This window comes from Haloarchaeobius caseinilyticus (assembly GCF_051207395.1).
Lineage (GTDB): Archaea > Halobacteriota > Halobacteria > Halobacteriales > Natrialbaceae > Haloarchaeobius.
Window position 1 is genome coordinate 303,505 of the sequence record NZ_JBPJZC010000001.1, and the last position, 14,025, is coordinate 317,529.

Annotated in this window: 17 protein-coding genes; 8 read left to right on the top strand and 9 right to left on the bottom strand. The window is 64.5% G+C overall.

Annotation, left to right across the window (positions count from 1 at the left end; all coding sequences use genetic code 11):
- Window positions 1–6: 6 nt before the first annotated feature.
- Genes ACSC1P_RS01620 through ACSC1P_RS01630 form a run of 3 tightly spaced genes read right to left on the bottom strand, consistent with a single transcriptional unit; the run spans window position 7 to window position 2,155 of the window.
- On the bottom strand, window positions 7–303 hold the full coding sequence (locus tag ACSC1P_RS01620; protein WP_435358380.1) for a DUF8036 family membrane protein: 297 nt from the start codon (window positions 301–303) through the stop codon (window positions 7–9).
- 3 nt (window positions 304–306) lie between these two features.
- A complete protein-coding gene (locus ACSC1P_RS01625; RefSeq protein ID WP_435358381.1) occupies window positions 307–582 on the bottom strand; it encodes a winged helix-turn-helix domain-containing protein in 276 nt (91 codons plus the stop codon).
- 46 nt (window positions 583–628) lie between these two features.
- Window positions 629–2,155 (bottom strand): molybdopterin-dependent oxidoreductase, encoded by a 1,527-nt coding sequence (locus ACSC1P_RS01630; RefSeq protein ID WP_435358382.1) that lies wholly within the window; start codon window positions 2,153–2,155, stop codon window positions 629–631.
- 526 nt (window positions 2,156–2,681) lie between these two features.
- Here ACSC1P_RS01630 and purM point away from each other — a divergent pair.
- Window positions 2,682–3,662 (top strand): phosphoribosylformylglycinamidine cyclo-ligase, encoded by a 981-nt coding sequence (purM, locus tag ACSC1P_RS01635; protein WP_435358383.1) that lies wholly within the window; start codon window positions 2,682–2,684, stop codon window positions 3,660–3,662.
- 26 nt (window positions 3,663–3,688) lie between these two features.
- Here purM and ACSC1P_RS01640 read toward each other — a convergent pair whose 3' ends face one another.
- The 3 genes from ACSC1P_RS01640 to ACSC1P_RS01650 all read right to left on the bottom strand — a co-directional run bounded on the left by ACSC1P_RS01640 (window position 3,689) and on the right by ACSC1P_RS01650 (window position 4,964).
- Complete coding sequence (locus ACSC1P_RS01640; protein WP_435358384.1) at window positions 3,689–3,898, bottom strand: hypothetical protein; 210 nt, start codon at window positions 3,896–3,898, stop codon at window positions 3,689–3,691.
- Between the two features lie 70 nt (window positions 3,899–3,968).
- Window positions 3,969–4,517, bottom strand: coding sequence for a CBS domain-containing protein (locus tag ACSC1P_RS01645; RefSeq protein WP_435358385.1), 549 nt, complete (start codon window positions 4,515–4,517; stop codon window positions 3,969–3,971).
- An 84-nt stretch (window positions 4,518–4,601) separates the two neighbouring features.
- Window positions 4,602–4,964 carry a DUF555 domain-containing protein gene (locus ACSC1P_RS01650; protein WP_435358386.1) on the bottom strand — a complete coding sequence of 121 codons (363 nt, stop codon included), beginning with the start codon at window positions 4,962–4,964 and terminating at the stop codon, window positions 4,602–4,604.
- Window positions 4,965–5,283: 319 nt separating this feature from the next.
- On the opposite strand from ACSC1P_RS01650, the gene ACSC1P_RS01655 reads away from it, so the two are divergent.
- The 7 genes from ACSC1P_RS01655 to ACSC1P_RS01685 all read left to right on the top strand — a co-directional run bounded on the left by ACSC1P_RS01655 (window position 5,284) and on the right by ACSC1P_RS01685 (window position 11,500).
- Entirely contained in the window at window positions 5,284–5,457 is a 174-nt protein-coding gene (locus tag ACSC1P_RS01655; RefSeq protein WP_435358387.1) for a hypothetical protein, read from the top strand.
- Between the two features lie 201 nt (window positions 5,458–5,658).
- On the top strand, window positions 5,659–6,387 hold the full coding sequence (psmB, locus tag ACSC1P_RS01660) for an archaeal proteasome endopeptidase complex subunit beta (protein WP_435358388.1): 729 nt from the start codon (window positions 5,659–5,661) through the stop codon (window positions 6,385–6,387).
- 359 nt (window positions 6,388–6,746) lie between these two features.
- Window positions 6,747–8,384 (top strand): hypothetical protein, encoded by a 1,638-nt coding sequence (locus ACSC1P_RS01665; protein WP_435358389.1) that lies wholly within the window; start codon window positions 6,747–6,749, stop codon window positions 8,382–8,384.
- Window positions 8,385–8,478: 94 nt separating this feature from the next.
- Entirely contained in the window at window positions 8,479–9,714 is a 1,236-nt protein-coding gene (locus ACSC1P_RS01670; RefSeq protein ID WP_435358390.1) for an HD domain-containing protein, read from the top strand.
- Window positions 9,714–10,748 (top strand): amidohydrolase family protein, encoded by a 1,035-nt coding sequence (locus ACSC1P_RS01675; RefSeq protein WP_435358391.1) that lies wholly within the window; start codon window positions 9,714–9,716, stop codon window positions 10,746–10,748. Before ACSC1P_RS01670 ends, ACSC1P_RS01675 begins: the two co-directional genes overlap by 1 nt.
- Before the next feature lie 142 nt (window positions 10,749–10,890).
- Window positions 10,891–11,328 (top strand): universal stress protein, encoded by a 438-nt coding sequence (locus ACSC1P_RS01680; RefSeq protein ID WP_435358392.1) that lies wholly within the window; start codon window positions 10,891–10,893, stop codon window positions 11,326–11,328.
- A gap of 31 nt (window positions 11,329–11,359) precedes the next feature.
- Window positions 11,360–11,500 carry a hypothetical protein gene (locus ACSC1P_RS01685; RefSeq protein ID WP_435358393.1) on the top strand — a complete coding sequence of 47 codons (141 nt, stop codon included), beginning with the start codon at window positions 11,360–11,362 and terminating at the stop codon, window positions 11,498–11,500.
- A gap of 18 nt (window positions 11,501–11,518) precedes the next feature.
- On the opposite strand, the gene ACSC1P_RS01690 is transcribed toward ACSC1P_RS01685, so the two are convergent.
- The 3 genes from ACSC1P_RS01690 to ACSC1P_RS01700 form a co-directional block, all read right to left on the bottom strand.
- Window positions 11,519–12,454 carry a biotin--[acetyl-CoA-carboxylase] ligase gene (locus ACSC1P_RS01690; RefSeq protein WP_435358394.1) on the bottom strand — a complete coding sequence of 312 codons (936 nt, stop codon included), beginning with the start codon at window positions 12,452–12,454 and terminating at the stop codon, window positions 11,519–11,521.
- Between the two features lie 58 nt (window positions 12,455–12,512).
- Window positions 12,513–13,514 (bottom strand): tyrosine--tRNA ligase, encoded by a 1,002-nt coding sequence (locus tag ACSC1P_RS01695; protein ID WP_435358395.1) that lies wholly within the window; start codon window positions 13,512–13,514, stop codon window positions 12,513–12,515.
- A gap of 157 nt (window positions 13,515–13,671) precedes the next feature.
- Window positions 13,672–13,872: a hypothetical protein gene (locus ACSC1P_RS01700; RefSeq protein WP_435358396.1), complete on the bottom strand. Its 201-nt coding sequence runs from the start codon at window positions 13,870–13,872 to the stop codon at window positions 13,672–13,674.
- Window positions 13,873–14,025 lie beyond the last annotated feature (153 nt).

A 14,025-nucleotide genomic window follows, 5' to 3' on the forward strand; every position in this document is an offset into this window, starting at 1 on the left:
ATTCCCTCACTTCAGCGTGACCCACGTGAGGAACACCAGTGCGACGAACTGGAGCGTCCGTAACACCGCGACCGACTGCTGGACGGCGGCCGATTCTCCGTAGAACATCTGCATACTGAAGAAGAAATACAGTGCCGTCGCGTTTTCGAGGAGCATCACCACTGCGAAGGCGATGAGGCCGAGGGTCATCGAGGTGCGAAACGTCAGATAGTTCCGCACCCACACCGCCGTCAGGACGGCGAGCAGTACCACGTTTATGCCGGCGAACACACTCGCGATCACCAGCGTCTGTTCCATTGCCATTGTTCAGTCCATGTGTTGGATTATCTCTTCGAACGACTCGCGATGGTGTTCGAACTGGTCGGTGAGGAAGTACAGCGCGCCGTAATCCTCACTGCCCTTCTCGATGACGTTGTGGTCGAGGAGCATGTCGAGGTGGTGTCGAACCGTGTTGTAGTCCACGTCGATGTCCGCCGAAAGCTGGTTCGCGTTTCGCGGTCGCTCGTCCAGCGACCGGATGATGCGGACGCGGTTCTTCCCGCCGCGCGTCCCGACCAGCAAGTACCACAACGCCTTTTCCATCTGTTCCTGTCGAGTACCTGCCGAGGCTGTCTACTTAGTGACACCGTTACCCCTGCACTGTCTTTCTGACCCAGCCAGAGGCCCCGCTGGGGAACGACTCGGCCTCTTCTTCTGGCTGAAGTGTCCCGGTGCCGTCGGTGGCTCGGACGACCACCTCGTGTTCGCCCTCGGGCGTGAACTCGTACTTCCACATCCGCCACACGTCGGTGCCGGGGAGCGCCATCGAGAGTTCGGCGTCGGTCCACGTCTCACCGCCGTCGGTCGAGACTTCGACGCGGTCGACCCCGCGGGTCCCGGCGTAGGCGTGCCCGGCGACCTGCACCCGGCCGTCGTCCAGACGATTGGTCGCGTGGAGTTTCGCGACGGTGTTGACCGGGCCGGTTCCGTGCCAGCCGCGCTTCTCCCAGTAGCCGTCGGCCGCCTCCTCCAGCAGTTCGAGTTCGGTGATCCACTTCACGTTCACCTCGCCCCAGTGCCCCGGTACGAGCAGTCTGACCGGCCGCCCGTGCTTTCGCGGCAGCGACATCCCGTTCATGCCGTACGCGAGGAAGGCGTCTTCGAGGGCCGACAGCGGGAACTGGACGAAGTAACCGTCGGCGGCGTGGGCCATGACGCAGCCACAGTCGCTCGACGGGCCGGCCTCGTCCAGCAGTGACTTGACGGGCACGCCGGTCCAGAGCGCGGTGTCCATCTTGTGGCCGTTGAGGTGCTCGCCGACGCAGCGGAGCGTGATGAAGCGGTGTTCCGGCTCCATCTCGGTCAGCTGGTCGTAGTTCAGCGAGACCTCCTGGTCGACCGCACCCGTCACCGACAGCGAGAAGTCGCCACTCGTCGTCTCCGGGTCGAACGCGTTGATGTCCGTCTCGTAGAACTCGCCGATGGGCGTGATGAGTCCGCCGAGTCCCTCGACCGTGAACGACTGGCGCTCCGCGTCGGCCAGCAGTTGCTCGGTGTCGTTGGCGCTCGACAGCGGCGTCGGTTCCGGGTCGGCATCCTTCGACGCATTGCTGCCGAGGACCGCGCCGATGCTGGCGAAGACGGCCGTCCCGAGGAACAGACTGATGAGTCGACGGCGACCCGGTTCCGGCGTCGGTTCGTCACTCGCAGAGCTGGCCACGTCCGGGCGACCGAATCCACCCAGCGGTCCCGCTTCGAGCGTCCCGATAGCGACGACTGCGCCCGCCGAGAGGCCGCCGATTGCCGACGAGGTGAGCGAGCCAGTGACGGCGAGTAGCAGTCCGCCGACCGCGCCCGCAGTCAGGGCTGCTCCCACCAATGGCTGGCCGAGTCGCCGCCCGAGGACGAGCGCGCCGAGTGTTGGAAGCCCCAGCGCGACGACGGTCAGCGCCAGCGCCAGCGCGATGTGCAGGATGTGCCCTGCAGAGCCCAGCCACTGGATGCTGTAGCGGACGATTACGTCCGGCGTGTTGTTCACGACCAGCGCGTCCACCGGCGCGACGGCGAAGCGCTCGCGCGACCACCCCGCGACCGCGTACGACCCGGCGACGGCGGCGACCCCGGCGAGCACGGCCAGTACCGCGTCGGTCCGGTTCGTCGATGTTCGAAGCGTCATCTCTACCGAAGGAGAGGAAGCAGCTACTCAAAGGGGTTTTTCGAACTGTGACCAGATTCGTTCTAGAATTCGTCCCGAGACGAGTCGGGACCGGTCGTCGTCGACGGTTTGCTGGTGGCGGGCGTCTGTTTCGACGCAACCGGTCTGGCGCGCGCTGACGGCAGTCCCGAGCGACGCGAGGCGACGCAGTCGCCTCGATGTGAACGGGGAGTACCACGACCCGTGAGCGAAGCGAGTGGCTGCCGTCGATATCGCGCGAGGGATGAGCCAGACGAAGCGGGCGAGGCGGCGAAGCCGCCTCGACGCGAACGGGGAGTGAAACGACCCGTGAGCGTAGTGTAGTCTGGTGAATCGGATGGGGAGGCGCGTGGGAGGTGTGGTCATGTTCCGCCGGTAATCGTGAACTGTTTCTCGGAGATGCCGACCTCGACGCGACCGACCAAACAGACAACGAACACGACACGAGACGACACGAATCGCCACGAATACCGGTGGGCTTTTGCGCGCTGCCGTGTCGCAAACTCGTATGACCGAGGACGAGGAGGAACTCACCTACGCCGACGCGGGGGTCGACATCGAAGAGAGCGAGGCGGCCACAGCCGCGCTTCTAAACGCCGTCGGCAACGTCGTCGACACGGAGTACGCCGGACTGCTCGACATCGGCGACCAGTACCTCGGCCTCGCGACGGACGGGGTCGGGACGAAGCTGCTCGTCGCCGAAGCACTCGGCGACTATTCGACGGTGGGCATCGACTGTATGGCGATGAACGCGAACGACCTCGTCGCGGCGGGCGTCGAACCGGTCGCGTTCGTGGACTATCTCGCCGTCGACGAACCGAGCGAGGAGTTCTCGGAGCAGGTCGGCGAAGGACTGGCAGAAGCCGCAGAACGCGCCGGTGTCGCACTGCTCGGCGGCGAGACAGCCGTCATGCCCGAGGTCGTCAACGGACTCGACCTCGCGGGCACGTGCGCGGGAATCGCGCCGAAAGGGGCTGTCTTCGACGGCGAGGCACAAGCAGGCGACAAACTGGTCGGCTGGCCGTCGTCGGGTATCCACTCGAACGGGCTGACGCTCGCTCGGAAGGCCATCCAGCGCGAGCACGACTACGAGGACGAGTACCCGCCGAACCCCGAGAAAACCGTCGGCGAGGAACTGCTCGAACCGACGCGCATCTACACCGGGATTCTGGGCGCGATGCACGAACACGGTGTCCACGCCGCAGCGCACGTCACCGGCGGCGGGTGGACCAACCTCCTGCGCATGGGCGAGTTCGAGTACGACGTGACCGATCCGTTCGGCGCGCAGTCCATCTTCGGGCTGATTCAGGACCTCGGCAACGTCTCGCCCGAGGAGATGTACCGCACGTTCAACATGGGCACCGGCTTCGTCGCCGCGGTGCCGGCCGACGAGGCCGAGGCGCTGGCTGACGCCACGGAAGACGGCAAGGTCATCGGCGAGGTCAGCGAAGGTGCGAGCGTCGAGATTCGCGGCCTGTCGCTCGACTGAAAATCACGTCTCTGTCTCGCGTTCTTCTACTGGTCGCCCGGAAACGCCCGTTTCAGGTACGCCATCACCGCGCCACCGCCGACGACCAGCGCCGCGCCCAGGCCGAACAGTGGGAGCGTCGCGCCGACGAGACTCGGGGTCAGGTCACCCATCGCGGCCAACGCGTACAGGAGGACGAACCCGCCGCCGATGATGGTGATGCCTGCGGCGTCGCGGATGCGGTTCTCTGAGACCATACGAGAAATAGCCAATGGAAATACAAAGCGTTTGTTCTCGGGGCCCTGCCCGACAACCCGACAGCCTCGTTCAGCCCAGGTGCGTCGCGATGTCGGCCTCGGTGATGATGCCGACCATCTCGCCTCGCTCTTTGACGAAGACCGCTTTCTGGTAGTCCAGTTGGGCGTTGATTTCGTCCAGCGTCGTGTCGAGGCCGACGATGGTGATGCTCTCGTTCATGATTTCGGCGACGGGCAGTTCTTCGAGGTCGTGGTCCTCGCGGTGCTGGCGGATGTCACCGTTGCTGATGATGCCGACGGGTGCGCCCGTCTCACTCACGACCGGGAGTTGCGAGTAGCCAGCTTCGCCCATGATGTCGATGGCACGTGCGACCGGGTCGTCCATGCGGACGGACTCGACGGAGGTGTGCATCACGTCCTCGGCGCGCTTGATTTCGCCTTCGGCAGCGTTGAGTGCGTCGACGATGCGCCCAAGGGTCGAGAGCCGCGGGTCCACGTCGCCGCCCTCGATACGGGCGATGAGGGGCTGGGACACGTCGGCGGCGTCGGCGAGTTCGCTCTGGGTCAGGTCCAGTTCGATTCGCCGCTCCTTGAGGTCTTTCGGCGTGGGCAGTTGCATACTCAGGGATAACCCGGGGTTATAAAATAAGCTTTCGGCGTCCGGTAGCGAGTCGGCCGGTGGCCGTCCGCCGAGCGAATTCGCTTACTCGTCCTCGTCGTCAGGGTCGCGCGAGATGGTCTCGACGACCGAGAGCGGCACGTCACGGAGCGCGCCGCCGACTTCGCTCTTCGCGATGCGCTTTGCGTGCTCGACGCTGTCCGCGTTGAAGACCTCCATCTCGAGGACGAGGCCGACGAGCGCGGTGTTGGCGGCGATGAACGCCGAGTCGAAGCCCTCGCCACAGGCGGGACAGCCCGTGATGCCCACGTCGACTTCGACGTAGTCCTTGCCCTGATTGTTGAGACGCTTGCCGGCCTCGCTGACGGCGACCCCGATGGCGTCGTCGATCTCCTCTACGTCACGGACGAGCCACGCGGCCTCCATGACTACCAGATAATTGCTCATGTACAGAGACGATGGACCGGAGTAAGGCTTGCTTTGCGGTTCGCCTCGGGTTCGCTGGGTGGTCACAGGGGGACCGATGGGAGGATACGAGGCGACCAGTCGACGCGGATGCCCGGCGTATTATTTGCATAACTTATGGCTACGTCCGGTGCATCTGACCCATCATCGACCGAAATCTGGTCCAGATTTTCGCCTCTGCTTGGATACTAGCAAAGTAGAATTGAATCGCAAGACGGCGTCGGGATGACACTCCGTTACAGACTCGGATTTAGGAACAATGTTTATATACTGGTCGTTGCTCACGTCGAATTGAAGGCAGATGATACACACGGCCACCCGCGCCGCCCTGTTCGCCGCGTACCAGCTCAGCATCGCACTCGGCATCGTCCTGATGCCACTCGCACTCGCCATGCGTCGTTTCGGCGTCTCGCTCCCGGTGGGCGAACTCGTCGAGCGGACCGGTGGGGCGTACGAGCGCGTCAACACAAACTGAGCGGTCCTCCACTTCTGACCGACCAGAGAACACACCTCGCGAGCGGTTTCCCTCGACGACCGCACTCTCGTGGGCTTACTGCAGTCGCGACAGCCGACCGTAGTGCAGTCCCAACAGCCCGGCAGTAGTCCACAGTCACCCGTTTTCACCCCCACGAACAACCGCGGGATTATATACCCGTGAACGTGTTAGTCCGCGACAATGCACGAACCCTTCGCCGACGGCCCGTCTCGTCCCGACCCGCTCTCGCTCGATACGGTCGACCCGTACGAGCCGCAGGTCGGGTCGCTCTCGGAGTCGACCCACACGGCCACGGACAGCGACACCGTGAACAAGACCGGCACGACGACGGTCGGCCTCACGACCGCCGACGGCGTCGTCATCGCGACGGACATGCGCGCCAGCCTCGGCGGCATCTTCGTCTCGAACAAGGACGTCCAGAAGGTCGAACAGATTCACCCGACCGCGGCCATGACGCTCGTCGGCAGCGTCGGCGGCGCACAGTCGTTCATCCGGAGCCTCCGCTCCGAGGTCGACCTGTACGAGGCTCGCCACGGACAGGCGTTGTCGATGCAGGCGCTCGCGACGGTCGCCGGGAACTTCGCACGAAACGGTCCCTACTTCGCTATCAGCCCGATTATCGGGGGCGTGGACGACGAGGGCCACCACGTCTACTCCATCGACCCCGCTGGCGGCGTCATGAAAGACGACTACACCGTCACCGGCTCGGGCATGATGGTCGCCTACGGCCTGCTCGAACAGGAGTACGAAGCCGGCTTGACGAACGACGAGGCGAAGACGGTCGCCGCCCGGGCAGTCCGCTCGGCCGCCGAGCGTGACACTGGCTCAGGCAACGGCGTCTTCCTCGCCGAAATCACCGACGAGGGTGTCGACATCGAGGGGCACAAGGACTTCGACGAGGTCTGTTGAGCGAGACGGGCCACCGCCCGCTCCGACCGTTCTTCGTCTGCTCTCCGACTGTTCTCCAACCGCTCGAACCGCCGATTAGTCACGCTAACGTCCGATTCGGTGCCTTTAGAGTCGTCTCTCGCCCACACTCTGGCTCCCGACGGTCCCTCGCAACAGTCAGACCGAACGCGGTATGCTGCGCCTGCCGTGTCTGCTAGCAGAACATTCTCCGTGAGGAATATTTCGTTCCGTTCACACCGTTCTTCCGAAGGATTCGTTCAGACGAGTTGAAGTTCCCCATAGGTAATCTCTCCACTTTCCTATACTTTTTCGACCCTAGGTGGCCCCCATTCGCGGAGGCCCGGGGGAACGACGATACTATGACCACCAAGACATCTTCCAAACTGTCCCGGCGACAGGTGCTCGCCGGGCTGGGAACCATCGGCGTCGCGTCTGCAGGCGCAGGTCTCGGCACGACCGCGTTCTTCAGTGACACAGAACGACTACAGGGCTGGTACGAAGCGGGTCGTGTCGACCTCATCCTCGACTATCGCTCGACGTACAAGCCGTGGGAGCGCTACGACCTCCACATGGTTCCCGAGGACCAGCGGCCCGCCATCGTCAAGGACTCTGGTGGGATGACGTACGAAATCGGTGCGGCACCAGCCATCCGCTACGTAGACTCGGGCGAGGCGCTCTCGCACGAGGAGTGGGGCCGAGTCGTCACTGGGCTGACCGACGTCCCGACCGCGTGTAATTTCGACGACCCGACGGACATCTCGAACTCGCTGCCTGCTCGCTTCGAGACGCTCGCTGGAGCGACCTATCTCCCGGGCTACGTCGACGGCCAGGACAACGATGGCGGTGCGCCAGTGATGTACGTCGACCTCGACGACATCAAACCGTACGACGAGGGTGAGACGACGTTCAGTATCCACCTCTGTGGCAACCCGTCGTTCGTCACCGCACGATTGCTCGACGCAGTGGACGACGAGAACGTCCTCTACGAACCCGAAATCGAAGCGGGCGAACCCGAAGACGAGGCCGGTGTCTTCGAGGGTGGCGAACTCGGCGACTACCTGTACGTCGTCGTCTCCGCCGACCCCGACTGCGACAACCTGAGCGCGAACACTATCCTCGGTGAGAGCGACACCGACGACCTCTCGGGCCCCGTCGACATCGACGAGGACTTCGACGTCGTGACCAACAACGTCCTCTACGCCGGGTCGTTCAAGGGCTGGGTGTCGCTGCTCGAATCGGGATTCGAACTGCCACCGACCGGTGGGTCGACCGGCGCGAACGGGTCCAACGGTGGCATCGAGGTACAACCGCTGAATGGCAGCACCACCGCCCACGCGACCTACTGTGGGCCGTTCTCACCAGGTGCACAGGTCCAGCAGTGTATCGACTGCCTGCCCTGTGACGAACCCGCGGTCCTCGGGCAGGTGTCCGGCCTCTCCGGGTTCACCTACGATGGGGAGATTCCCGAAGGGACGACGCACGTCACGCTCAAAGCGGCCACCGCCTGCTACCTCGCCGCGGTGACGAGCGACACCGAGGAAATCGAGATGCCGGAGTCGAACCCGACGAACGAGCCGAACCAGTACGGCGAAATCAGCAACGCCACGTTCTACCAGTGCGACGGCGAAATCGACACTGAGGGCGACCCCGAACCGGGCGACTGCTTCAAGCCGGGCGTCCACTGCTACGCGATGGAGTGGTACCTCCCCTGCATGGAGAACGACGACGGCCGCTTCGGCTTCACCGACTTGCCTATCTACAACGCGGTGGACCAGGACGGCAACCCCATCGAGGAACAGGACGACGACACCGACGGCTTCGATGGCGCGAGCCGGCTGAGCTTCAACGACGAACTCAGACAGCGCGGCTTCGTCGACGGCGACGACAACACCCTAAGCGCGAACGTCGCCCAAAGCGACGCGTGCCACGTCACCATCGAGTTCGTGGCCGAGCAATGCCGCCACAACACCGAGACCGAGGTGTCGACCGGAATCTGACCGAATCGAGTGACGACCGACTGCTCAGCAGGTTGCCGCTGCTCGTCGGCGATGAGCCGACCCCTTTTATACGAACGTGCCGAATCCACCGGCAATGAAGACCATCAAGGACAGCGTCCACGACCACATCGAGGTCGCTGGGGTGGCCCGAGAGCTACTCGACACACCGGAGATGCAGCGACTCCGGCACATCACGCAACTCGGGACCGTCTCGCTGGTCTATCCGTCGGCGAACCACACGCGCTTCGAACACTCGCTCGGTGTCTACCACAACGCCTGCGAGGCGCTCTCGCACCTCGGCGTCGAGGGCGAGAACGCCGAGAAAGTGCGGGCTGCGGCGATTCTCCACGACGTGGGTCACGGCCCGTTCAGCCACAACCTCGAATCGCTCACCTACCGTCGCACCGGGAAGTACCACGACGACGTGCACGAACTGTTCGAACGCGGGCGCGTCGGCGAGGTCCTGCAAGACCACGACATCTCGCCGCACGAGGTGGCAGACCTCGTCGCTGGCGACGGGAAGTACGGCCAAATCGTCTCTGGAGAACTCGACGTGGATCGGATGGACTACCTCGTCCGCGACGCCCACCACACTGGCGTCCCGTACGGGACCATCGACCACGCACGCCTCGTGCGTGAACTCACCTTCGACGGCGAGGGCAACCTCGTCCTCGACGAAGGGAACGTCCAGACCGCAGAGAGCCTGCTCGTCGCTCGGGCACTCATGACGCCGACGGTGTACGGTCATCACGTCGCCCGCATCTCGAAGGCGATGCTTCGCCAGGCGGGTCGGCGACTCCTCCAAGGGAGCGACACCACCGCAGAAGAACTGCGGCGGATGGACGACCACGACCTGCTCTGTGCGCTGCGGAACACCGAGGCGACGGCCGAAGCCGCCCGCCGAATCGACCACCGTGACCTGTTCAAACGAGCGGTCTGGGCGGAACTCTCGGATGCGCCAGACGTGCTGCTCGCAGCCGAACACGAGGACCTCCGCGGGTACGAACTCGAAATCGCCGACGTGGCGAACGTCGACCCGAGTCACGTCATCCTCGACGTGCCGGGCGAACCGTCGATGACCGAATCCTCGACGCGGGTGCTGGTCAACGGCGAAGCACGTCGACTCGACGAGCAGTCGGCGCTCGTTCGAGCACTCCAGAAGGCACAGGAGTCTCAGTGGCGCTTCGGGGTGTACGCGCCGGAAGAGGACACCGAGGCGGTGCAGGCGGCGGCTGCCAGAACGCTCGGTATCGAAGAGAGTGCCCTCCTCTCTGAGGTCGGCGGTGGCGGTGGCCTGCAGGCAGCACTCGACGAATTCGGTGATGACTGATGACGGGAGACATCAACACGGTCGAAGGAATCGTCCTCCGCGGCGAGGACTTCGACCCCGTGGAGGGCCGCGTCGTCGTCGAAGACGGCGAAATCGTGGCCATCGAGGAGGAAACGGTCGATAGCAACGACATCGTCTGTCCCGCGTTCGTCAACGCGCACACGCACATCGGCGACTCTATCGCCAAGGAGGCCGGCGGCGGCCTCTCGCTCGTGGAACTAGTCGCCCCACCGGACGGCCTGAAACACCGACTCCTGCGACAGGCGAGCACCGAGGAACTGGTCGAGGCGATGCACCGCTCGATGCGGTTCATGCAGTCGACCGGGACGGCCGCGTTCGTGGAGTTCCGCGAGGGTGGCGTCCCCGGCGTGGAAGCCATCCGAGCGGCCGAACAGGGCCTCGACATCGACCCGGTCGTCCTCGGGCGCGAGACGGTCGACGCGATGCACCACGGCGGTGCGGACGGCTTCGGTGCCTCGGGCGCGAACGACGCCGAGTTCGGGGCCGAGCGTGAGGCGACCCGCGAGGCGGGGAAGATATTCGGTATCCACGCCGGTGAGGCGGACCCGACCGACATCGACGCCGCGATGGCGCTCGACCCGGACTTCCTCGTCCACATGGTCCACCCCAAACCCGAGCAACTGGACCGACTCGCGGAGAAGGGGACGCCGGTCGCGGTCTGTCCCCGGTCGAACCTCGTCACGAAGGTCGGTGTGCCGCCGGTCCGAGAACTGCTCGACAGAACGTCGGTCGCGCTCGGCACCGACAACGTGATGCTCGACTCGCCGTCGATGTTCCGCGAGATGGAGTTCACGGCGAAACTGTGCGACGTGACGGCGACAGAGGTTCTGCGAATGGCCACGCTCGCCGGGGCCGACCTCGCGGGCCTGAACTGCGGCTGCATCGAACCCGGCCGGGACGCGAAACTGCTCGTCCTCGACGGCGGCTCTGACAACCTTGCAGGCGTCAGAGACCCCGTCAGGGCGGTCGTTCGCCGTGCTGGTTCGAGCGACGTAGCTCGCGTGTTGCTGTAGACGTGCTGATTTGTTGACGACCACCGTAGTTGCGTTTGCAAGTCAGTACGCACTCGACGGCACGACAGCGTGCGGTCGGGGACGCGAACAGTTCCGAACGCTACTATAATGCCCACTCGTGGCATATGTGGTACCATACGACATGTACGACCGGATTCTAGTGCCGACGGACGGGTCCGAGGGGGTCGAACGCGCCATCCAGCATGCCGTGGACTTGGCTGCAGAACACGGCGCGACGCTCTACGCAGTGTACGTCCTCAACTCGGCGAGCTACGGCGGCGTGCCGATGGAGACCTCGTGGGAAGGCCTTCACGATATGCTGGAACAGGAAGGCGAACACGCCGTCGAGCGCGTCCGAACCATCGCCGAACCCAAGGACGTGCCAGTCGTCGCCGCAGTCCTCGAAGGCTCGCCGAGCAAGGAAGTCGTCCGCTACGCCGAGGAGAACGACTGTGACCTCATCGTGATGGGGACCCACGGCCGCGGTGGTATCGACCGCCTGTTGCTCGGGAGCGTCGCCGAGCGAGTCATCCGCTCGTCGACGGTCCCCGTGCTCACCGTGCAAGTCACGGGAGCGTGATATCGATGCGACAGCCAGACACCGTAAACCCATGATGACGCTCGGCGACAAGGTGCTCGCCGTGGCGGCCATCGCGGTCATCGACGTGTCGTTCGTCTACTTCGAGCCGTGGCTGGGTGCGCTGGCGCTCGTCGCGTCGATACCCCTTCTCGTCGCCGTGTTGCTTCGCTGATTGTTTTCCGGCACGGCGTCACTCCGTCGGCCGGAGATGCTCACAGTCGCCCGCACTCACCCGCCGCGTGCCCTCGTCGGTCTCGACGACGAGCGTGCCGGGATACTCCACGTCGACGGCCTCCCCGACCACGTCACCGCTCGGTGTCTCCACGCGGACGCGCTGGCCCAGCGTGATGGCGTGTTCGCGCCACGCATCGAGGACCGTACCGAGGTCGGTCGACAGGTCGTGGAACGATTCGAGCACGCGCTGGCAGAACACCCGGCGGTCCACCTCACCGACGAGGTCGCTGACACTCGTTGCGGTGTCGGGCAGTTCGTCGACGTCGATGTCGACGTTCACGCCGATGCCGACGACGACCCACGAGACGCGGTCGGCTTCGCCCTCCATCTCGGTGAGGATGCCCGAGAGTTTCTTCGTCCCGTCCTCCGTCTCCACGAGGACGTCGTTCGGCCACTTGATGCCCGCGTCGACGCCGGCTTCCCGGGCCGCCCGCGTGACAGCCACGGCGGCCGCGAGCGTGAGCAGTGGCACCTGCGCTGGCGGCACGTTCGGTCGCAGGACGATAGAGGCCCAGACGCCGCCGGACGGTGCGTCCCAGGGGCGGTCGAGTCGGCCGCGACTCCCGGTCTGTTCGTCGGCGATCACGACGACGTTCTCGGCTCCGTCACCGGCGAGTTCGCGGGCACGCCGGTTCGTCGAGTCGATGCTATCGTGGTACTCGACGGTGTACGGCGTGTCTAGCCCGTGTTCGATAGCGAGACCGCTGTACTCGGGAAAGCCGCCGAGACGGTAGCCGTCGTCCGTACTCTCGATTTCGAAGCCGTCGTCTCGGAGGGCTTCGACGTGTTTCCACACCGCAGCTCGCGAGACGTCGAGTGACTCGGCGAGTGCCGGGCCAGACAGTGGTCCGTCGGCGAGCGCAGCGAGGACGGCCCGCCTCGTGTCGTTCATGGAGGGTCGTAGGAGAGTGCGTGTCTTGAATCCGTCCGAATCCGGATTCGGGTCGTGCTCAGTTTTCGCCGCGAATCTCGCGCAGTTTCTCGCGGCCCGGCTCGATGAGTTCGTCGAGGTAGTCGGCGAGCGTGTTCTTCGCGTCCTGCGGGTGGAGTTCGCCGGATTCGAGGTCGGCTTCGAGCGTCTCGTAGTCATCGTACGTGAGGTCGCCGCCGTACTTGTCGGGGCGCTCGACCGTGACCGTCTCGAAGCGCGGGAAGACGTGGAACTGGAACAGTTCGAGGACCGGGTTATGCAGTTCGTTCCCGTCGTCGTCGGGTTCCGGGTTCGCACTCGGCGGACAGAACGCGGAGTTGACCTTCTCGCGCAGTTCCTCGCTGCCGTCCTCCATCGAGATGGTGACGCCCTTCGAGGAGGACATCTTGCCCGAGCCGGTCGTCAGGTCGGCGATGATGGGCGTGTGGAGACACGGCCGAGACTCGTAGCCGAGGCTCGGAATCTCCTCGCGGTGGAGCATGTGGACCTTTCGCTGGTCCATCCCGCCGATGGCGAGGTCCAAGTCGAGGTACTCGATGTCGAGCGCCTGCATCAGCGGGTAGACGACGTGGCTGACCTTCGCGGCCTCGCCGGACTGGAGTTCCGCCATCGCGCGCTGGGCGCGGTTCAGACTCGTGTTCAGTTCGAGTTCGTGGAGGTCCAGCACGTAGTCCTCGTCCATCTCGAAGTCGCTCCCGTAGACGAACTCGGTCTGGTCGTCGTCGAGGCCGTACGCGAGGAACTGCGCGCGCATCTGCTCGGCCGTCTCACGAATCTCGTCGAAGGTGCCCTTCCCGTTGAGGTAGGCGTGCACGTCGGCGAGCAGGATGACGACCTCCATGCCGGCCTCCTGCAGGTCGATGAGTTTGTTCGCCGTGAGCAGGTGGCCGAGGTGGAGGACGCCAGACGGCTCGTAGCCGACGTAGACCCGCTTTCCGTCGGGGTCGTCGGCGAGCGCGCGGACTTCCTCCTCTGTGATGACCTCCTCGGTATTCCGAGTGATCAGGTCGTAGGTGTCCATATGAACACGATTTCGCCCGGAGGATTTGAAGGTTTTCGACCTGTTCGACCGTTCCACACGCAATACGACGTGACAGCGCGAACGTCGATGAGCGACGACTCGACTAAATCTACCAGTATCCGCGACTTTTCCGTGTAAAACAGTCAACTGTCCCGGTTCAGAAGGGTTTGAAGATTCCTTCGACGGAGTCTCGCACCGACCCGGCGATGTGGCCGCTGGCCGCACCGAAGCCAGCCCCGATGCCGGAGCCGACGGGCCCGAGTGGACTGCCGATTTCCGCGCCGATTTCGGCCCCTTTCTTCGCGCCCTCTTTCGCGTGTTTGTTCTTCCGCATGAAGGGTGGCTTGAGTGGATTCATGGTTCCTCTCGGCGTACGGTGTCGACCTATAAAAAGTTGGACTCGTCATGCGGCCGTGAGTTCGCACTCGGCGTCGAGGGTCCGGCCGGATTTTCTGGGTGCGCCCGGGTGTGATACCGAAGGTTCGGTGGCGCATCTCGTGAAACCAGCTAG